The organism is Rheinheimera marina (genome assembly GCF_042654345.1).
GTDB lineage: Bacteria > Pseudomonadota > Gammaproteobacteria > Enterobacterales > Alteromonadaceae > Pararheinheimera > Pararheinheimera marina.
Genome location: NZ_JBHSGB010000015.1, coordinates 1 through 18,547 on the forward strand (window position 1 = coordinate 1; position 18,547 = coordinate 18,547).

Annotated in this window: 18 protein-coding genes; 7 read left to right on the forward strand and 11 right to left on the reverse strand. The window is 53.1% G+C overall.

The genetic code is table 11. The features are described from left to right. Positions 1 to 133 precede the first annotated feature (133 nt). Both ACFO3I_RS15495 and ACFO3I_RS15500 read right to left on the reverse strand, forming a co-directional pair. Positions 134 to 1,117, reverse strand: a complete 984-nt coding sequence (locus ACFO3I_RS15495; protein WP_377335471.1) for a 2-hydroxyacid dehydrogenase — start codon at positions 1,115 to 1,117, stop codon at positions 134 to 136. Between the two features lie 64 nt (positions 1,118 to 1,181). Continuing rightward, a complete protein-coding gene (locus ACFO3I_RS15500) occupies positions 1,182 to 1,667 on the reverse strand; it encodes a glutathione peroxidase (protein ID WP_377335473.1) in 486 nt (161 codons plus the stop codon). A gap of 95 nt (positions 1,668 to 1,762) precedes the next feature. Between ACFO3I_RS15500 and ACFO3I_RS15505 the strand changes: the two genes are divergently transcribed. Continuing rightward, positions 1,763 to 2,662 carry an NAD(P)-dependent oxidoreductase gene (locus ACFO3I_RS15505; protein ID WP_377335475.1) on the forward strand — a complete coding sequence of 300 codons (900 nt, stop codon included), beginning with the start codon at positions 1,763 to 1,765 and terminating at the stop codon, positions 2,660 to 2,662. A gap of 6 nt (positions 2,663 to 2,668) precedes the next feature. On the opposite strand, the gene ACFO3I_RS15510 is transcribed toward ACFO3I_RS15505, so the two are convergent. Next, positions 2,669 to 2,836 carry a hypothetical protein gene (locus ACFO3I_RS15510; RefSeq protein ID WP_377335477.1) on the reverse strand — a complete coding sequence of 56 codons (168 nt, stop codon included), beginning with the start codon at positions 2,834 to 2,836 and terminating at the stop codon, positions 2,669 to 2,671. Between the two features lie 91 nt (positions 2,837 to 2,927). On the opposite strand from ACFO3I_RS15510, the gene ACFO3I_RS15515 reads away from it, so the two are divergent. Together ACFO3I_RS15515 and ACFO3I_RS15520 are read left to right on the forward strand one after the other, a co-directional pair. Then, positions 2,928 to 3,929, forward strand: coding sequence for a GlxA family transcriptional regulator (locus ACFO3I_RS15515; RefSeq protein WP_377335479.1), 1,002 nt, complete (start codon positions 2,928 to 2,930; stop codon positions 3,927 to 3,929). A 104-nt stretch (positions 3,930 to 4,033) separates the two neighbouring features. Then, positions 4,034 to 4,552 carry a hypothetical protein gene (locus ACFO3I_RS15520; RefSeq protein ID WP_377335481.1) on the forward strand — a complete coding sequence of 173 codons (519 nt, stop codon included), beginning with the start codon at positions 4,034 to 4,036 and terminating at the stop codon, positions 4,550 to 4,552. 42 nt (positions 4,553 to 4,594) lie between these two features. On the opposite strand, the gene ACFO3I_RS15525 is transcribed toward ACFO3I_RS15520, so the two are convergent. The 8 genes from ACFO3I_RS15525 to ACFO3I_RS15560 all read right to left on the reverse strand — a co-directional run bounded on the left by ACFO3I_RS15525 (position 4,595) and on the right by ACFO3I_RS15560 (position 13,330). Then, a complete protein-coding gene (locus ACFO3I_RS15525) occupies positions 4,595 to 5,251 on the reverse strand; it encodes a CoA transferase subunit B (RefSeq protein ID WP_377335483.1) in 657 nt (218 codons plus the stop codon). Between the two features lie 10 nt (positions 5,252 to 5,261). Continuing rightward, complete coding sequence (locus ACFO3I_RS15530) at positions 5,262 to 5,963, reverse strand: CoA transferase subunit A (protein WP_377335485.1); 702 nt, start codon at positions 5,961 to 5,963, stop codon at positions 5,262 to 5,264. Positions 5,964 to 6,000: 37 nt separating this feature from the next. Next, positions 6,001 to 6,951 (reverse strand): hydroxymethylglutaryl-CoA lyase, encoded by a 951-nt coding sequence (locus tag ACFO3I_RS15535; protein WP_377335487.1) that lies wholly within the window; start codon positions 6,949 to 6,951, stop codon positions 6,001 to 6,003. A gap of 3 nt (positions 6,952 to 6,954) precedes the next feature. Continuing rightward, the gene (locus tag ACFO3I_RS15540; protein WP_377335489.1) at positions 6,955 to 8,934 is read right to left on the reverse strand and encodes an acetyl-CoA carboxylase biotin carboxylase subunit; all 1,980 of its coding nucleotides are present in this window, start codon (positions 8,932 to 8,934) and stop codon (positions 6,955 to 6,957) included. 1 nt (position 8,935) lies between these two features. After that, positions 8,936 to 9,739 carry an enoyl-CoA hydratase/isomerase family protein gene (locus ACFO3I_RS15545; protein ID WP_377335491.1) on the reverse strand — a complete coding sequence of 268 codons (804 nt, stop codon included), beginning with the start codon at positions 9,737 to 9,739 and terminating at the stop codon, positions 8,936 to 8,938. A gap of 10 nt (positions 9,740 to 9,749) precedes the next feature. Beyond that, positions 9,750 to 11,357, reverse strand: coding sequence for a carboxyl transferase domain-containing protein (locus ACFO3I_RS15550; RefSeq protein WP_377335493.1), 1,608 nt, complete (start codon positions 11,355 to 11,357; stop codon positions 9,750 to 9,752). Between the two features lie 223 nt (positions 11,358 to 11,580). After that, positions 11,581 to 12,750 carry an isovaleryl-CoA dehydrogenase gene (locus ACFO3I_RS15555; protein ID WP_377335495.1) on the reverse strand — a complete coding sequence of 390 codons (1,170 nt, stop codon included), beginning with the start codon at positions 12,748 to 12,750 and terminating at the stop codon, positions 11,581 to 11,583. 175 nt (positions 12,751 to 12,925) lie between these two features. Next, positions 12,926 to 13,330, reverse strand: a complete 405-nt coding sequence (locus tag ACFO3I_RS15560; protein WP_337843657.1) for a MerR family transcriptional regulator — start codon at positions 13,328 to 13,330, stop codon at positions 12,926 to 12,928. 268 nt (positions 13,331 to 13,598) lie between these two features. On the opposite strand from ACFO3I_RS15560, the gene ACFO3I_RS15565 reads away from it, so the two are divergent. The 4 genes from ACFO3I_RS15565 to ACFO3I_RS15580 all read left to right on the forward strand — a co-directional run bounded on the left by ACFO3I_RS15565 (position 13,599) and on the right by ACFO3I_RS15580 (position 18,538). Continuing rightward, on the forward strand, positions 13,599 to 14,783 hold the full coding sequence (locus ACFO3I_RS15565; protein WP_377335497.1) for a thiolase family protein: 1,185 nt from the start codon (positions 13,599 to 13,601) through the stop codon (positions 14,781 to 14,783). Positions 14,784 to 14,888: 105 nt separating this feature from the next. Further along, positions 14,889 to 16,385, forward strand: a complete 1,497-nt coding sequence (locus tag ACFO3I_RS15570) for a CoA-acylating methylmalonate-semialdehyde dehydrogenase (RefSeq protein ID WP_377335499.1) — start codon at positions 14,889 to 14,891, stop codon at positions 16,383 to 16,385. 211 nt (positions 16,386 to 16,596) lie between these two features. Beyond that, positions 16,597 to 17,754: an acyl-CoA dehydrogenase family protein gene (locus tag ACFO3I_RS15575; RefSeq protein WP_377335501.1), complete on the forward strand. Its 1,158-nt coding sequence runs from the start codon at positions 16,597 to 16,599 to the stop codon at positions 17,752 to 17,754. A 10-nt stretch (positions 17,755 to 17,764) separates the two neighbouring features. After that, positions 17,765 to 18,538 (forward strand): enoyl-CoA hydratase, encoded by a 774-nt coding sequence (locus ACFO3I_RS15580; RefSeq protein ID WP_377335503.1) that lies wholly within the window; start codon positions 17,765 to 17,767, stop codon positions 18,536 to 18,538. Positions 18,539 to 18,547: the final 9 nt, after the last annotated feature.

Here is an 18,547-nt window from a genome sequence, read left to right on the forward strand (position 1 = left end):
TTAGGCGGGAGCATCGTTCCTACCCAAGGCAAGTCAAACGGAAACCAAGCAAATATGCGCACAAAAAATAATGCCAGTCAGCTTAACTGACTGGCATTACGGCTAAAGAGCCGCTTTTTTTGGTCTAAAACTGTCAGAGTTCGGTGCCAGCTAAGCGGTTTTCGCTGAAGGCCAGCAAATTGTCACTGGTGGTCTGGCAAATTTGTTGCAGTGCTTCCTGGGTAAAAAATGCCTGATGGCCAGTAATGAGCACATTCGGGAAGGTCAGCAAACGTTTGAAGACCTCATCATCAATCAACTGCTCAGACAAATCCCGGAAGAATAAATCAGCTTCCTGCTCATACACGTCCAGCCCCAGGTAGCCAATTTTCCGACTCTTCAGGCCTTTAATCACCGCCTTGGTATCCACCAATCCACCGCGGCTGGTGTTAATTAACATCACACCATCTTTCATCAACAGCAAACTGGATTCATTCACCAGGTGAGCTGTTTGGGGCGTGAGCGGGCAGTGCAGGCTGATCACATCGGCTTGCACAAACAAATCTTCTAAATTCATATAACTGGCACCCAGTTGAACTAACTCCGGGTCTTGGCTCAGATCGTGACAGACCAGACGGCAGCCAAAGCCGAGCAGAATGCGGGCTGTCGCTTTGCCTATTTTGCCGGTGCCCACCAGGCCAATGGTTTTGCCGTGCAGATTAAAACCAAGCAAGCCGTCCAGTGCAAAATTATCATCCCGCACTCGGTTGTAGGCTTTATGCAGTTTACGGTTCAGGCAGAGGATCATGGCGACTGTGTGTTCAGCAACCGCCTCTGGAGAGTAGGCTGGTACCCGGGCGACCCGTATGCCAAGTGTTTTGGCTTTGTCCAGGTCAACATTATTAAAACCGGCGCAGCGCAGCGCGACCATGCGGATGCCTTGTTGGTAGAGCGCATCCAGCACTGGGGCCGATAAATCATCGTTAACAAAACAGCAGACGGCGTCAAAACCCTGAGCTAAACCGACGCTGTTGGCATCGAGCTTAGTGTCAAAATAACTGAATTCCAGCCGGGCAGAAGCCCATTGCTGGAAGCTTTGCTGATCGTATTTTTTAGCACTGAACAAGGCAACTTTCATTCTGCGGCTCCTTTGCATAAAACACCAGCCTACCGGAAAACAGCCACAAAATCCCGATGTCAGATCAAGATTTCAGCACTTCTTCCACCGATTGGCACAAACTCATCGGCTTGGTTCTTGGCGCATAGCGTTTGACCACATCACCCTGGCGGTTGACCAGAAACTTGGTGAAGTTCCATTTAATGGCGCGGGTTTTCATCAGGCCTCTGGCCTGGTCTTTTAAGTATTCGAACAGAGGGTCGGCATCAAGGCCGTTCACCTGCACCTTGCCAAAAACCGGGAAGTTAACGCCATAATTAAGCTGACAAAACTGCTGGATTTCCTGATCTGTGCCAGGCTCCTGAGTACCAAACTGGTTGCATGGAAAGGCCAGCACGACAAAACCGTCGGCTTTGTATTTTTGATACAGCTGCTCTAATTCCTGATACTGAGGGGTAAAACCGCATTGACTGGCTGTGTTGACGATAAGTAAAACCTTGTCGCGGTAACTGGCCAGGTCGACCGTCTGGCCCTGATGATCATTGACTTTAAAATGGTGAACTTTCGGCATAACAGTCCTTTTTGGCAATTGGTCGCCTGTTTTTGCAATCATTGCAGCGACTCAGTAAGCTTGGCCTCAGTCTGTCACAGAAATAAGTCAAAAATATGTCAGTTTTATCTCAACAAAAGGTTGCGTTTATAGGGCTCGGTGTTATGGGCTACCCTATGGCCGGGCATTTGCAGCGCAACGGGTATCAGGTCACCGTGTTTAACCGCACTCAGGCAAAAGCTGAACAATGGGCCAGCGAATTTGGTGGCAACTGGGCGGCAAGCCCGGCCTTGGCAGCGCAAGACGCTGCGCTGGTGATGCTCTGTGTTGGCAATGACGACGACGTGCGATCGGTGGTTTACGGTGAGCAGGGGGTGTTGGCGTCCATGGCAGCCGGCGCCGTGCTGATTGATCATACCACGGCGTCAGCGGAGCTGGCGCGGGAGCTTAATGCGGCCTGCGCAGCCAAACAGTTTGGCTTTCTGGATGCGCCGGTCTCAGGCGGTCAGGCGGGGGCGCAAAATGGCGCTTTAACCATTATGCTCGGTGGTGAGCCAGAGCATTTTGCCAAAGCCGAGCCTTGTTTACAGTCTTATGCACGTTCCGCCAAGCTGCTGGGACCCGCTGGCTCAGGTCAGCTGGCAAAAATGGTGAACCAGATTTGTATTGCCGGTGTGGTCCAGGGCCTGGCGGAAGCCATGCATTTTGCTCAGCAAGCAGGTCTGGATGGTCATGCTGTACTGGATGTGATCAGCAAAGGTGCCGCACAGTCCTGGCAGATGGAAAACCGCGGTCACACTATGCTGGACGGTCAGTATAACTTTGGCTTTGCGGTCGATTGGATGCGCAAGGACTTGTCGATTACCCTGAACGAAGCCCGCCGCAATGGTGCGACCTTGCCTATAACCGGCTTGGTTGACCAATTCTACGCGCAGGTTCAGGCGCAGGGGGGCGGCCGCTGGGATACCTCCAGTCTGCTCACCGTGCTGCAGCGTCACCCAGCCAACAAAGGCTGAGGTCTGTTAATCCAGGCTGGTGCTGGCCAAACCTAAGGTCAGCACCAGCAACAGTGGGATCTGTACCAGATGCAACCAGAACCCGGGTTGGGTCTGCCAGCTTAACGACAACAACAAACCCCAGGTCAACACCAACAATATCCAGACGAACGTGCGTTTTGTAATCAGTGCCATGATGAGCTCCTTGGTAACTGTGCTTACTTTATCTGCCGGGGTATTTCGGCTAAAGTGTCATTATTGACCATTTAGGTGTTAAAAATGACAAATGAAAACCATCGCCGTTTGGGTATCGGATCAGGTGGCCTTAGGGGCTGTGGCATCCATTCAGGACTTTTTTACCTTTTGTAATCAGTATTGGTATTTCCTGAAGCGTCAGGAACCGCTGTTTCAGGTCAGACTAATGGGGCCTTCGCCTTTAGTTCGCTCCGGTGCTGTGCTTGTGGAAGTTGAACCTGTGGATTTGAACGCAGTAGATGCACTGATCATTCCCGGCTTTCACGACACCAAGCCTGCGGACCTGCTGCAGGCCAGCCAGGTACTCAGTCCTTATCAAAGTCAGATCACTGATTTTTACCAGCGGGACAAATGGCTGACGGCTTTTTGTAGTGGCGCTTTTGCGTTGGCTGGCATCGGCTTGCTGGACCACAAACAAGCGACGTCCGTCTGGTTTTTTAAAGATTACTTCCGGCAGATGTTTCCAAAGGTGCAGCTGAATCTGCAACAGCTGGTGGTGCAGCAGCAGAACATTCTGACGGCAGGCGCCACCACCTCGTATCTGAATTTATGTTTACGCCTGCTGGAGCTGATGATGGATACCGCCTTTGCCCAGCAGATGGCAAAAATCATGCTGACCGATCCGAACCGAAATTCGCAGTTGCCGTATTTATCCTTGCAGTTGCCTTTAGTGCATGCCGACCCGAAACTGGCCGAAATTCAGCACTATATGCAGCAACACCTGCGTTCGCCCTTGTCACTGGATTCGATCGCCGAGACCTTTGCGATGACCAGCCGCACCCTCATCCGTCGTTTTAAACAGCATCTGGACGAAACGCCAATGGCGTATTTACAGCGTTTGCGGATTGAGCGCGCCAAAGCGCTGTTGGAAAACACCACTATGGCGGTGGAGCAGGTGATGACGGAGGTGGGGTATGAGGATTTGTCGTCGTTTCGGAAGTTGTTCATACACTACACCAGCCTGACGCCCAAGGCCTACCGGCACAAATTTATGGTTGAACCTGCGCTACTTTGTTGCTCTGGTGATGATTAAATAGCCGTTCAGTTACAATGTTTAATTATTTTTAACAATATAGCGTCCACTGATGCCGACACTGCTATTATCATGTAGCCAATTAGCTGGTTAATGTGAATTGTATGTATATTTTTGACTTGGGGTGGCAGCTGTATCTTTGTTTGATCTCTGCGTTACTGCTGGTGCCGGCATTAGTCTTGTTTTTACTCTATTGGGTGTTTCCACAAAGCTTAAGGGCCTGTTTATGGGGCATGGCACTTTGCTGTCTGCTGTTCTTAGGCCTTTGTCTGAAGCTGAATGACAACAGAGTGGCGATGTCGGTGGATGCGCTGGAAATTACCGCAGGCTTGTTTCAAACCCGTGTTGAACATATTCACGCCGCCAACAGCAAAATTGACCTGCGTTTTTGTGATGAACTGGCCGAGTTTGAACCTGTGGAATTGGTGTCAGGACTGAATTTGCCCGGATACAAAGTGGGCTGGTACAAGCTGGCCAATCAGCAGCAGGCGTTCGTGATGCTGATAGGGGAGATAGACAGGGTCTCTGTGGTACGCACCGATGCCGAGATTGCCTTAATTGGCGGTGATATTAATCAGCAGGGAATAAACGCCAGGGCACAAATTCGTGCTTTTTTACTGTAAAAAAGCCGGCACTAAGGCCGGCTTGTTGTGCTGAAGCTGCTGTTAAAACTGCATTTCTGCAATATCGCCATTCACCACCAGCTTACCAGCCGTCTTTTGCTGAATTTCTTCCACACTGACGCCAGGTGCCCGTTCTAATAAGTGGAAAGCGCCGTCTTTCACTTCCAGTACCGCGAGATCCGTCACAATCTTTTTCACACAGCCCACACCGGTCAATGGCAGGGTGCAACTGGTCAGCAGTTTTGATTCGCCGTATTTATCGGCATGGGTCATGGTGACAATAATGTTTTGTGCACCAGCGACTAAATCCATTGCGCCACCCATGCCTTTGACCAGTTTGCCTGGGATCATCCAGCTTGCGATATTGCCGTTTTGGTCCACTTCAAAAGCACCCAATACGGTTAAATCCACATGACCGCCACGGATCATGGCAAAACTCTCGGCCGAGCTGAATATGGCTGCGCCTTTAATGGCAGTCACCGTTTCTTTACCGGCGTTGATCATATCGGCGTCAATTTCCGCTTCAGTCGGGTAAGGGCCCATACCCAATAAACCGTTTTCTGACTGCAGCATTACTTCAATGCCCGCTGGCACATAGTTCGCCACTAAGGTTGGAATGCCAATGCCCAGATTGACATAGAAGCCGTCCTGTAATTCTTGTGCGACCCGCATCGCTACCTGTTCGCGTGATAAAGCCATGCTTGTCTCCTTAACCCTGACGGACCATACGGCGTTCAATACGTTTTTCGAAATTGCCCTTGATCACCCGGTGCACGTAAATGCCTGGGGTATGGATTTGGCTTGGTTCCAGTTCACCCGGTTCGACAATTTCTTCCACTTCAGCGACAGTAATTTTGCCGGCAGTGGCGGCCATAGGATTGAAGTTCATCGAGGTATGGCGGAACACCAGATTGCCATAACGGTCGGCTTTCCAGGCGCGCACAATAGCGAAATCGCCGGTGATGCTGTGCTCCAGCACATAATTGCGGCCATTGATTTCACGGGTTTCTTTGCCATCAGCCACAGGCGTACCATAACCTGTCGCGGTAAAAAAGGCTGGAATGCCCGCGCCGCCAGAGCGCATTTTTTCCGCCAGTGTGCCTTGAGGTGTCAGTTCCACTTCCAGCTCCCCCGACAACAGCTGTTTTTCAAACAGCGCATTTTCACCCACATAAGAAGCGATCATTTTTCTGATTTGTTTGTCTTCCAGCAGAATGCCTAAACCAAAGCCATCAACACCGCAATTATTGGAGACTACGGTTAAATCCCGTGTGCCCATTTTTTTAATCTGGGCAATCAGGCCTTCCGGAATACCACATAAACCAAAACCGCCGGCGATCACTGTCATGCCGTTGGTCAGGCCCGCCAGCGCTTGTTCGTAGCTGGTCACGACTTTATTAAACCCTGCCATTACTTATCCTTTAGTTCGAGTGCGAATAGTACTGTTATTAAGCCTTGCCGTTATTGTCGTTGCAGCGTGCACGCAGCGCCAGTCCTACTTTAGAACTAGATGTTTTGCCCAGTACGTCGCTGATGGCCCAGCCGGCCTGAGCTATTTTCTGCAGATCCACGCCAGACTCTATACCCAGGCCGTTCAGCAAATACACCACTTCTTCGGTGGCGACATTGCCGGACGCGCCAGCAGCATAAGGGCAACCGCCCAGCCCTGCAACTGAGCTGTCGATGACGTTGATGCCCATGTGCAGTGCCTGGTAAATATTGGCCAGGGCCTGACCGTAGGTATCATGAAAATGCACAGCCAGTTTGGCTTTAGGCACCACCTCCAGCACAGCGTCCAGCATGCGCCGGACTTTTTCCGGTGTGCCCACCCCAATGGTGTCGCCCAGGGAGATTTCATAGCAGCCCATTTGATACAAGGCTTTGGCCACCCGGGCTACGTCTGCCGGGTCGACCTCGCCCTGATAAGGGCAGCCGACCACACAAGAGACATAACCGCGGACCCGGATGCCATCAGCATGTGCTTGCGCCAGCACAGGCGCGAAACGCTCAAGGCTCTCTGCAATGCTGCAATTGATGTTCTTTTGCGTAAAGGCTTCGGATGCTGCACCAAACACCGCGACCTCGCTGGCACCAGCGGCCAGCGCTGCCTGATAGCCCTGCAAATTCGGCGTCAGTGCTGAATAGGTCAGCTGCGGGTTACGGCTGATACCGGCAAAAACGGCGGCGGAGTCGGCCATCTGTGGTACCCATTTGGGCGAGACAAAAGCGCCGGTTTCAATCACTTGCAAACCTGACGCTGACAGCGCATTGACCAAAGCGATTTTGGCTTCAAGCGACACCGCTTGTTCATTTTGCAGTCCGTCCCGAGGGCCCACTTCGACAATACGGACCTGATCTGGCAAAGCTGCGTTGGTTTTCATCTGTAAGGTCAGGGCCATGCTTTACTCCGCTTGATCTGCGTCAAAGGCCACCAGTTCAGCGCCATCTTTGACCAAATCACCGGCGCTATAATAGAGCTGGCTGACGGTTCCGGCCGCAGGCGCTTTAATGGCGTATTCCATTTTCATCGCTTCCATCACCAATAAGGTCTGACCGGCACTGACTTGTGCACCGGCTTCGACCATCACCGCGACCACAGTCCCATTCATCGGCGCGGTCAGGCCGTGGCCGGCCTGGTCGTCGTCCAGCCGGCTTTGGCGTTCGGTCTGGTAGACAAAGTCATAACGTTGTTGCTTAAAGAACACCGACAACTGCTCGTTACTTTGACTTATCCGTACTTTCAGGCGATGACCCGCCAGGTTGGCTTGCAGCTCATCTCCGTTCAGGCGGGCTGAAACCTCCGTCTGTTCACCGTCATAATGCGCCAGCATCGGGCTTTGGTCTGTGGTCAGGCTGACCAGGTGTGTCTCTTCGCCAGACTTCAGCGCAAACTGCACAGTGGCGGCTTCATTTAAACGCCAGCCAGAGACCTGCTGCCATGGGTCTAACCCTGGCTGCTTATCGCCTTGCTGCAGCTGTAAATACAGGGCGGCCAGCAGGGCGGCCTGATGGGTTTCCTGCTGATGCGGCGCAAATAACGCTTCTTTATGGCGCTCGATAAAATGGGTATCCAGCTCAGCCTTGGCAAAGGCCGGTTGTTCCAGCAAACGGGTTAAAAAGCTCAGGTTGGTTTTGACGCCGGCAATACGGTAATCATCCAGCGCGCGCAGCATGCGGCTGATGGCACGGTCGCGGTTTTCATCCCAGACAATCAGCTTGGCAATCATCGGGTCATAAAAAGGTGACACCTCATCGTTTTGCACCACGCCGGTGTCGACCCGCACGTGACGGCTCTGCTCTGGCTGGCGTAAATATGTCAGTTTGCCGGTGGCAGGCAGGAAATCATGGTCCGGATCTTCGGCATAAACCCGCACTTCAATGGCGTGGCCATCAATAGTGATTTCATCCTGACTCAGTGGTAACGGCAAACCTGCGGCGACCAGCAACTGCCATTTCACCAAGTCTTGTCCTGTGATCATCTCGGTGACCGGGTGTTCTACCTGCAGACGGGTGTTCATCTCCATAAAGTAGAAGGAACCATCTTCATCGAACAGGAATTCCACGGTGCCAGCGCCCTGGTAGGCGATGGCCTGAGCAGCCTTGACTGCCGCTTCACCCATGGCCTGACGCTGGGCTGGGCTGAAATGAGGGGCTGGTGCTTCTTCAATCACTTTCTGGTGACGGCGCTGAATAGAGCAGTCACGTTCGGCCAGATACACCGCATTGCCATGGCCGTCGGCAAACACCTGAATTTCAACATGACGGGGCTTGGTCAGGTAGCGTTCCATCAGGATCTTGTCGTTGCCAAAGCCATTTTGCGCTTCGCGTTTGGCGCTTTGCAGTTGTTCGCTGAATTCGCTGGATTGCCAGACCACCTTCATGCCTTTGCCACCACCGCCGTAAGCGGCTTTCAGTAACAGCGGGTAGCCAATAGCGTCCGCTTGTTGTTGCAAAAAGGCCGGGTCCTGATTGTCGCCATGATAACCCGGCACCAGCGGCACACCGGCATCGGTCATAATGGCTTTGGCTGCACTTTTACTGCCCATAGCGGCAATGGCGTCGACCGGAGGGCCGATAAAAACGACGCCGACCTCAGCGCAGGCTTTGGCAAATTCTTCGTTTTCGGACAAAAAGCCGTAGCCAGGGTGAATGGCTTGAGCGCCACTTTGTTTGGCAATCGCCAGAATTTTATCGGCGCGTAAGTAGCTGTCTTTGCTCGGAGCTGGGCCCAATAAATAGGCTTCGTCAGCCAGCTGCACATGGCGGGCGTTGGCGTCAGCTTCCGAGTACACAGCCACACAGCGAATACCCATCTGGTGCGCCGTTTGAATCACCCGGCACGCAATTTCGCCGCGGTTGGCAATCAGTATTTTGCGGAACATCTTAGAGGTTCTCCGTGCTGGCTAACCAGGCTGGTGGGCGTTTTTCCAAAAATGCAGTTAAGCCTTCCTGTCCTTCGGCCGACACACGAATAGCGGCAATGCGTGCTGAGGTGCTGTCGATCAGACTGGGATCTATGGGCTGCTGGTAAACCGCTGCCATCAACTCCTTGGCGCAGCGCAGCGCTGCCGGGCTGTTTTGCAGTAACTGCTGCAGCATGGCATCGGCCGCGCTTTGCAGCTGACCTGCATCGACCAGCTGGTGTACCAGACCTAGCTGCGACGCAGCGCTGGCATCAAAACGCTCAGCAGTCAGGAAGTAGCGGCGGCAGGCGCGTTCGCCAATGGCACGCATCACATAGGGGCTAATCACCGCTGGGATCAAACCGATTTTTACTTCACTTAAACAAAAGCTGGCGCTTTGTTCGGCCAGGGCGATGTCGCAACAGGCGACCAAACCCAAAGCACCACCAAAAGCGGCCCCTTGTACCAACGCCAGGGTAGGCGCCGGAAAGTTGTCCAGCAGACGCATCAGCTCGGCCAGTTCGCCGGCATCATCCAGGTTTTGCTGGTAGTTTTTCTGCGCCATCGACCGCATCCAGTTGAGGTCAGCCCCGGCACTGAAGTTTTTGCCGTTGGATTTAAGCACCAATACCCGTACGGCCGGGTTGGCGGCAAAGTCACGCAGTGCCTGCTGCATTTCAGCAATAGTGACATCGCCAAAGGCGTTGTGAACCTCTGGGCGGTTTAACACCAGTTCGGCGACGCCCTTGGTGCTTAGAGACGTCTGAATAGTCTGATAAGTCATCGGCTTTTCCTTACATTCGGAACACGCCGAATTTTGATTCGGCAATAGGCGCATTCAGGGCGGCAGACAACGCCAGACCCACCACCATCCGGGTTTGCGCCGGGTCGATAATACCGTCATCCCATAACCGGGCTGACGCGTAGTAGGGGTGCCCCTGCTGTTCATACTGTTTGACGATCGGCTCTCGAATAGCTTGTTCGGCGTCAGCCGACAGTTGCTCGCCTTTGCGGGCCAGAGCATCTTTGGTGACTGTGGCCATCACGCCTGCGGCCTGCTCGCCACCCATCACTGAAATGCGGGCATTTGGCCACATCCACATCATGGTCGGGTCGTAAGCCCGGCCGCACATACCGTAGTTACCGGCGCCATAAGAGCCGCCAATCAACACGGTGAATTTCGGTACATTGGCGCAGGACACGGCCATCACCATTTTTGCGCCGTGTTTGGCAATGCCTTCCGCCTCGTATTTTTTACCGACCATAAAACCGGTGATGTTCTGCAAAAACAGCAGCGGGATTTTGCGCTGGGCACAGAGCTCAATAAAGTGAGCACCTTTTTGCGCGCTTTCTGAGAACAGAATGCCGTTGTTAGCAACGATGCCAATAGGGTTGCCAAAAATACGGGCAAAACCACAGACCAGTGTCGGGCCATAGAACTGTTTAAATTCGTCAAAGTCAGAACCGTCAACAATACGGGCAATGACTTCACGTACTTCAAACGGCTTCTTCAGATCCGTGCCGACAATGCCATACAGCTCTTTGGCGTCAAATAAAGGTGCTTCGACCGGTTTCACATCGCCTTGCACTGGTTTTTGGTGATTAAAACGCGACACGGCATTGCGGGCCAGTTGCAGCGCATGTTCGTCATTGACGGCGTAATGGTCGGCCACGCCAGAGATTTTACAGTGCACATCGGCACCGCCCAGCTCTTCAGCGGACACTTCTTCGCCAGTGGCAGCTTTGACCAGTGGTGGGCCCGCTAAAAAGATGGTGCCCTGATCTTTAACAATAATGGACTCATCCGCCATCGCCGGCACATAAGCGCCACCTGCAGTACAAAGGCCCATCACAACGGCAATTTGTGGAATGCCTTTGGCTGACATGCGCGCCTGATTAAAGAAAATGCGGCCAAAATGCAATTTGTCCGGAAAGACTTCATCCTGGCGGGGCAGGTTGGCGCCCCCTGAATCAACCAGATAAATACAAGGTAGTTGGCAGTTCTCGGCAATTTCCTGGGCGCGCAGATGTTTTTTCACCGTCAATGGGTAGTAAGTGCCACCTTTGACTGTGGCGTCGTTGGCGACAATCATGCATTCAACCCCATTGACGCGACCAATACCGGCCACAACACCGGCGGCCGGCACATAGTCGTCATAGCAGTCCCAGCCGGCAAACTGGCCAACTTCCAGAAAAGGTGAACCCGGGTCCAGCAATTTCATGATGCGGTCACGCACAAAGAGTTTGCCGCGGCTGGTATGGCGGGCAATCAGGCTTTCGCCACCGCCCAGTTTTATTTGCTGTACTTTGGCATTCAGGTCGTCGACCAGCTGCTGCATCGCAGTCTGATTACGCAGGAAGTCGTCTTGACGAGAGTTTATTTTGCTGCTGAGTTTGGCCACTGTTGTTCACCTTTGGCTGACAGAGTTGGGGCGACGGCCGCACAGGTTCGGATACGGGGACAATGTCGAAGCAGAACGCCAACACGCCCGTGAACCCATCCTTAGGGGGGCAGGGGATTTATCCCCGTGTTTTCGCGCCATCCCTGGCGCTCAACGGTCGGCTTATCTGCTTCGCATTGTCCAGTCCTGATTCGGAGCTGGCGGCATGCGAACGCCGCAAAAATTAATTGGACTCGTTAAATAACTCGCGGCCAATTAGCATCCGGCGAATTTCGGAGGTGCCGGCGCCAATTTCATAAAGCTTGGCGTCACGTAATAACCGGCCTGTCGGGTATTCATTGATGTAACCGTTACCGCCCAGCAACTGAATGGCATCCAGTGCTAATTGGGTGGCCAGCTCTGCGCTGTATAAAATGGCGCCAGCCGCGTCTTTACGAGTGGTTTCTCTGCGGTCGCAGGATTTCGCTACGGTGTAGACATAAGCACGCGCCGCGTTCATCCGGGTGTACATGTCGGCCACTTTGCCTTGCACCAGCTGGAATTCACCAATGGACTGGCCGAATTGTTTACGGTCGTGCAAGTAAGGCACTACGACATCCATGCAGGCTTGCATAATGCCCAGCGGCCCGCCGGATAACACCACACGTTCGTAATCGAGGCCTGACATCAACACTTTGACGCCGGCACCAATATCACCTAATACGTTTTCTTCTGGTACTTCACAGTCTTCAAACACCAGTTCACAGGTGTTGGAGCCGCGCATGCCCAGTTTGTCGAGTTTTTGCGCCTGACTAAAGCCTTTGAAGCCACGTTCGACAATAAAGGCTGTAATGCCTTTGCTGCCGGCGTTGATATCTGTTTTGGCGTAGATCACATAAGTGTGGGCATCCGGACCATTGGTGATCCACATTTTGTTGCCGTTTAAAATGTAACGGTCGCCTTTCTTTTCGGCACGCAGCTTCATCGACACCACGTCAGAACCGGCATTGGGCTCCGACATCGCCAAAGCGCCAATATGCTCGCCTGAGCAGAGTTTGGGCAGATACTTTTGTTTTTGTGCTTCGTTACCGTTACGGAAAATCTGGTTGACGCACAGATTCGAGTGGGCACCATAGGACAAACCAACAGAGGCAGAGGCCCGGCTGATTTCTTCCATCGCCACTACATGCTCCAGGTAACCTAAGCCTGAACCGCCATACTCTTCGCTGACGGTCATGCCTAACAGGCCTAAGTCGCCAAACTGGCGCCATAATTCGTTAGGAAAGGTGTTGTTGTGGTCAATTTCGGCGGCGCGTGGTGCTATGACTTCGCGGGCGAAGCTGTTGACTTGTTCACGGATCATATCGACCGTTTCACCCAAGCCGAAATTTAAGGTCTTATAGCTACTGAACATCAGTTTCCCCGTTTGCTATAACGTTTTTACGTGGACTTGGTTATTTGCCCGGTATGCCGAGTCTTTTGTGTAGCCCCATCATCCTTTAGACAGCAAGGATGACGGGGTAGAGATGCCCGGCTTTGCCGGTGCGTTCTTATTGCGGCGCAAGCGCCGTTCCCCTGTTGTAGCCTTTTCAGGCTTGAGTCTTTTGCTTTAATTCGTCGAGCGTTTCGCGACAGCGTTTTTCCACTGTGACCAGTTCCATCAGCACCACCTTGATGTCATCCATCTGCTGGTGCAGCTCGGCTTTTTTCTGCTCAATCAGTTTCAGCATGGTCATCAGCTGTTTGGCGCTGCTTTTATCAGCGTCATAGAGTTCAAACAACTGACCGGTTTCAGACAGGCTGAAACCTAAACGTTTGCCGCGCAGGATAAGTTTGAGCCGCACTCTGTCTCTTTTACTGTAGATACGGGTTTGTCCCTGACGCTCAGGTGTTAACAAGCCCTGATCTTCGTAAAAACGAATACTGCGGGTAGTGATATCAAACTCTTTGGCCAACTCACTGATACTGTATGTTTTTTCTTCTTTATCTAGCATATGGGCCTTCCTGCAAACTGGTTGCCACTATAAGTGAAGTTTACGTAAAGGTAAAGCAGTTGGCCGATAAAATAAGTCAGTTCACCGGCAATGCATTGGCGCTGTAAAGCAAAGGTGCCATCGGGCTGTGGGGCAACCGATACAGCGCTGAACCTTTGCAGCAGACTAGGACCATAGTGTTACAAGGTTGACGTTGGCGTAAACGTAAATTTGGTGTAGGCTCAGGGCCAATTTTATTCACTAGCGCGATAAAGCGGAGCATTTCAACATGACACAGCAGCAGAAGATTGCCATTGTAGCGGCCAAACGTACGGCCATGGGTGGGTTTTTGGGTGGCTTATCAGATGTGGCCGCGACTGAGCTTGGCGCTTCGGTGATCCAGGCTGCACTGCAACAGTCCGGTCTTGCTGGCGCAGAGGTCAGTGAAGTCATTATGGGCTGTGTACTGCCCGCAGGTCTAGGCCAGGCGCCTGCGCGTCAGGCCACCTTAAAAGCAGGTTTACCTTTATCGGCAGGGGCCACCACTATTAATAAAGTCTGTGGTTCTGGCTTAAAAGCAGTGATGCTGGCCAGCGACCTGATTAAAGCCGGTTCTGCACAAGTGGTGGTGGCCGGTGGTATGGAATCCATGACCAATTCGCCTTATTTGCTGCCCAAAGCGCGCGCCGGTATGCGGATGGGCCACGGCGACGTGAAAGACCATATGATGCTGGATGGCCTGGAAAACGCCTATGACGGTAAAGCTATGGGCTGCTTTGCACAAAAAACGGCCGATGAACACAGCTTCAGCCGTGAGCAAATGGATGAATACGCGGTGATGTCATTGACCCGCGCCCAGCAAGCCATTCAGGCTGGTGCTTTTGTTAAAGAAATTTGCCCTGTACTGGTAAAAAGCCGCAAAGGCGATGTCGAATTTGCCATCGATGAGCAACCAGGCAACGCCAAAATCGACAAAATTCCTTCGCTGCGGCCCGCCTTTGCCAAAGACGGCACTATTACCGCAGCCAACTCCAGTTCCATTTCGGACGGTGCCGCCGCGCTGGTGCTGATGAGCGCTGAAGCGGCGCAAGCGCAGGGCAAAACCGTATTAGCCCATGTAGTCGGGCATGCTACCCATTCGCAGGAACCTGAACTCTTTACTGTTGCCCCGGTGGGCGCGGTGCAGAAACTGCTGGGCCAATTAGGCTGGAGCACGGCTGATGTGGATTTATGGGAAATCAACGAAGCCTTTGCCATGGTGACCATGCTGGCAATCAAAGAGCTGAAGCTGGACGTCAACAAAGTCAACGTCAATGGCGGCGCTTGTGCGCTGGGCCATCCTATTGGTGCTTCAGGGGCCCGTATTCTGGTGACCTTAATTCATGCCTTACAAGCCCGCGGCCTGAAGCGCGGCATTGCCACCTTATGTATTGGTGGCGGCGAAGCCGTGGCGTTGGCGGTCGAACTGCCTTAACGGCGAAAAACACGCATTAAAACTACAGGCCACAGGCCAGTCGAATCAACAGACAATGATAACGAACCGGGTGACGCAAGCCGCCCAACCAAGGGGAGAAGTAGAATGAGCACCCAGGTACAACTTTTTATTGGCGGTGAATTTGTCAATTCACGCACCGAGCAGTGGATCCCGGTCACCAATCCGGCCACCCAGGACGTGATCGCCCAGGCACCTTGCGCGACGATGGACGAAATGGAGCAGGCCATTGCCTCCGCCAAGCTGGCGTTTAAAAGCTGGAAAGAAACGCCCGTATCGGAGCGTGCCCGTTTAATGATGCGGTTTGCTCAGTTGCTGAAAGACCATCAGGCCGACATTGCTGAGATTATCTGTCAGGAACTCGGTAAAACTGTCGAAGACGCTAAAGGTGATGTCTGGCGTGGTATTGAAGTGGTGGAGCAGGCGGCCAATATTCCGTCACTGATGATGGGCGAAACGGTCGAAAACGTGGCCCGCAGCATCGACACCTACAGCTACATTCAGCCTCTGGGCGTCTGTGCCGGTATTACGCCATTTAACTTCCCGGCGATGATCCCACTGTGGATGTTCCCGATGGCCATTGCCTGTGGTAACACTTTTGTGCTGAAGCCTTCAGAGCAAGACCCGATGACGGTCAATAAAATTGCTGAGCTGTTTGTGCAGGCCGGCGCGCCAAAAGGCGTGCTGCAGGTGGTGCACGGCGGCAAAGCACAGGTGGACGTGTTATTACGTCACCCGGACATCAAAGCCGTTTCTTTTGTCGGTTCGGTTAATGTCGGTCAATACATTTACAAAACCGGCACCGAGCATTTAAAGCGGGTACAAGCCTTTGCCGGTGCGAAAAACCATATGGTGGTGATGCCGGATGCCAATAAACAACAAGTGATCAACGCCTTAGTCGGCGCCTCTGTCGGCGCGGCTGGCCAGCGTTGTATGGCCATTTCGGTGGCGGTCTTTGTTGGTGAAGCACAGAACTGGATCCCGGAAGTGGCCGAAGCCATCAGCAAGGTTCGTCCTGGTGTCTACACAGACCCACAAGCTGCCTACGGCCCACAAATCAGCCCGCAGGCCAAGGCACGTATTTTGTCCTTGATTGAGCAAGGCAAAAAAGAAGGTGCCACTTGTCTGGTGGACGGCTCTGGTATTGAAGTGGAGGGTTACCCGAACGGTAACTGGGTTGGCCCAACCGTATTTAGCAATGTGACCCGCGACATGACGGTATACAAAGATGAAATCTTTGGCCCGGTGCTGGCGACTATGGCGGTGGATTCATTAGAACAAGCCATTGAGCTGGTCAACGCCAGTCCGTATGGCAATGGCACCTCCATTTTTACGGCCAGCGGCGCGGCAGCCCGCAAATACCAGCATGAAATTGAAGTGGGTCAGGTAGGCATTAATATTCCAATCCCGGTGCCACTGCCGTTTTTCTCCTTCACTGGCTGGAAGGGCTCGTTCTACGGCGACCAACATGCCTATGGTAAACAAGCGGTACGTTTCTACACTGAGACCAAAACCATTACCGCCCGCTGGTTTGACGACGATATTCAGGTGTCAGGGCCGAATATGTCGATTAACCTGCGTTAAGAGGATAATCATAAATAAACCCAGACTTCATACCACGTATACCCAAGTCACTTGAAGTTGCGGGGAGGCGACAAGCCAGTGAGACCCCAGGAGCATAGTCAACCTATGTGACTGGGGCGAAATGGCGCAGTCAACAAAGCCGCAGCTTCAAGTACGACGGGTATAAACCAAGCGGTGCCAAGACACCGCCTTTAAATCAACAGGTGCTGTGATGGATTTTTCTCTGAACGACGACCAAAAAGCTTTTATTGAAACCGCAAAACAATTTGCTGAGCAGGAGCTGGCGCCTTTTGCTGCCCAGTGGGACCGCGAGCATCATTTCCCAAAAGAGGTGATCCAACGGGCTGGTGAGCTGGGTTTCTGTTCACTCTATACACCGGAAGATGCCGGTGGTCTTGGCTTATCCCGTCTGGATTCCAGCCTGATATTCGAACAGCTGTCGATGGGTTGTACCGCCACCACGGCCATGCTGACTATCCATAATATGGCCACCTGGATGATTGCCAGTTGGGCCACAGAACAGGCCAAAGCCGAGTGGTGTGAAGTGTTAACCACAGGCCAGAAACTGGCGTCTTATTGTTTAACCGAACCGGGTTCAGGTTCAGATGCAGCGTCACTGCGCACCAGCGCCAAAAAAGACGGCGACAGTTATGTGCTGAACGGCTCAAAAATGTTTATCTCCGGCGCGGGCTCCACCGAAGTGCTGGTGGTGATGGCGCGCACTGGGGAAGCCGGGCCTAAAGGTATTTCGGCCTTTATTGTGCCGGCCGATGCCGCTGGTGTGATCTATGGCAAAGCCGAAGAGAAGATGGGTTGGAACGCCCAACCGACCCGACTGGTCACCTTTGACAATGTGCGTATTCCTGCCCACTACCTGCTGGGGCAGGAAGGCGAAGGTTTTGCCTTTGCGATGAAAGGATTGGACGGTGGCCGCATCAACATTGCCACCTGTTCCATTGGCACTGCCCAGCAGGCGCTGAATACAGCGCGCAATTACATGCTGGAGCGTCAGCAGTTTGGCAAACCATTGGCGGCCTTTCAGGCGCTGCAGTTTAAACTGGCCGATATGGCCACCGAACTGGTGGCAGCCCGTCAGATGGTGCGGTTAGCGGCCTTTAAACTGGACCAGAAAGATCCGGAAGCCACGGCCTATTGTGCCATGGCGAAACGTTTCGCCACTGATGTCGGTTTTGCCGTCTGCGATCAGGCGCTGCAGCTGCACGGTGGTTATGGCTATATCAAAGAATACCCGCTGGAACGCCATTTCCGTGACGTGCGGGTGCATCAGATTCTGGAAGGCACCAACGAAATCATGCGGCTGATCATTGGCCGTCGTTTGCTCGATGAAGCGGCTGGCGACATTCTGTAAGGAGGCGACTATGGCTGAACTGAAACTGGAAAAACGCGGTCATACCGCGCTTATTACTATCAGAAATCCACCCGCGAACACCTGGACGGCACAAACGCTGATCGCACTGCGCGACCTGGTGTTGCAGCTGAATGCTGACAAAGATGTCTATGCGTTGGTGCTGATCGGCGAAGGCGAAAAGTTTTTCTCGGCTGGTGCCGATTTAAACCTGTTTGCTGCCGGTGATAAGGCGGTTGCATCCGATATGGCGCGGGTCTTTGGTCAGACCTTTGAGACCCTGTCCAATTTCCGCGGTGTGTCTATTGCGGCCATTAACGGCTACGCGATGGGTGGCGGCCTGGAAGTCGCGCTGGCCTGTGATATCCGTATTGCGGAATCTCAGGCGGTGCTGGCGTTGCCGGAAGCCAAAGTTGGTTTGTTGCCTTGTGCCGGCGGCACCCAGAATCTGGCCTGGCTGGTGGGTGAAGGTTGGGCCAAACGCATGATCCTCTGCGGTGAGCGGGTCGACGCGCAAAAAGCGCTGCAAATTGGCTTGGTTGAAGAAGTGGTTGGCAAGGGCGAAGCGCTGGAAAAAGCACTGGCGTTGGCAGCAAAAGTGGCTGAACAAAGCCCGACCTCTGTCACTGCCTGCAAACATCTGATCCAGCAAGGCCGTTACGGCAGCATGGCCAAAGCACTGCCGCTGGAGCGGGAGTTGTTTGTTGCCTTATTTGACACTCAGGATCAAAAAGAAGGCGTGAATGCCTTTTTAGAAAAACGCCAGGCCCACTGGGCCAACGGCTAAGGAGTAAGG

Bases quoted from the DNA above. Each gene is read 5' to 3' on its own strand.
- ACFO3I_RS15495 (WP_377335471.1), bottom strand. From the start codon at position 1,117: ATGAAAGTTGCCTTGTTCAGTGCTAAAAAATACGATCAGCAAAGCTTC.
- ACFO3I_RS15500 (WP_377335473.1), bottom strand. From the start codon at position 1,667: ATGCCGAAAGTTCACCATTTTAAAGTCAATGATCATCAGGGCCAGACG.
- ACFO3I_RS15505 (WP_377335475.1), top strand. From the start codon at position 1,763: ATGTCAGTTTTATCTCAACAAAAGGTTGCGTTTATAGGGCTCGGTGTT.
- ACFO3I_RS15510 (WP_377335477.1), bottom strand. From the start codon at position 2,836: ATGGCACTGATTACAAAACGCACGTTCGTCTGGATATTGTTGGTGTTG.
- ACFO3I_RS15515 (WP_377335479.1), top strand. From the start codon at position 2,928: ATGAAAACCATCGCCGTTTGGGTATCGGATCAGGTGGCCTTAGGGGCT.
- ACFO3I_RS15520 (WP_377335481.1), top strand. From the start codon at position 4,034: ATGTATATTTTTGACTTGGGGTGGCAGCTGTATCTTTGTTTGATCTCT.
- ACFO3I_RS15525 (WP_377335483.1), bottom strand. From the start codon at position 5,251: ATGGCTTTATCACGCGAACAGGTAGCGATGCGGGTCGCACAAGAATTA.
- ACFO3I_RS15530 (WP_377335485.1), bottom strand. From the start codon at position 5,963: ATGGCAGGGTTTAATAAAGTCGTGACCAGCTACGAACAAGCGCTGGCG.
- ACFO3I_RS15535 (WP_377335487.1), bottom strand. From the start codon at position 6,951: ATGGCCCTGACCTTACAGATGAAAACCAACGCAGCTTTGCCAGATCAG.
- ACFO3I_RS15540 (WP_377335489.1), bottom strand. From the start codon at position 8,934: ATGTTCCGCAAAATACTGATTGCCAACCGCGGCGAAATTGCGTGCCGG.
- ACFO3I_RS15545 (WP_377335491.1), bottom strand. From the start codon at position 9,739: ATGACTTATCAGACTATTCAGACGTCTCTAAGCACCAAGGGCGTCGCC.
- ACFO3I_RS15555 (WP_377335495.1), bottom strand. From the start codon at position 12,750: ATGTTCAGTAGCTATAAGACCTTAAATTTCGGCTTGGGTGAAACGGTC.
- ACFO3I_RS15560 (WP_337843657.1), bottom strand. From the start codon at position 13,330: ATGCTAGATAAAGAAGAAAAAACATACAGTATCAGTGAGTTGGCCAAA.
- ACFO3I_RS15565 (WP_377335497.1), top strand. From the start codon at position 13,599: ATGACACAGCAGCAGAAGATTGCCATTGTAGCGGCCAAACGTACGGCC.
- ACFO3I_RS15570 (WP_377335499.1), top strand. From the start codon at position 14,889: ATGAGCACCCAGGTACAACTTTTTATTGGCGGTGAATTTGTCAATTCA.
- ACFO3I_RS15575 (WP_377335501.1), top strand. From the start codon at position 16,597: ATGGATTTTTCTCTGAACGACGACCAAAAAGCTTTTATTGAAACCGCA.
- ACFO3I_RS15580 (WP_377335503.1), top strand. From the start codon at position 17,765: ATGGCTGAACTGAAACTGGAAAAACGCGGTCATACCGCGCTTATTACT.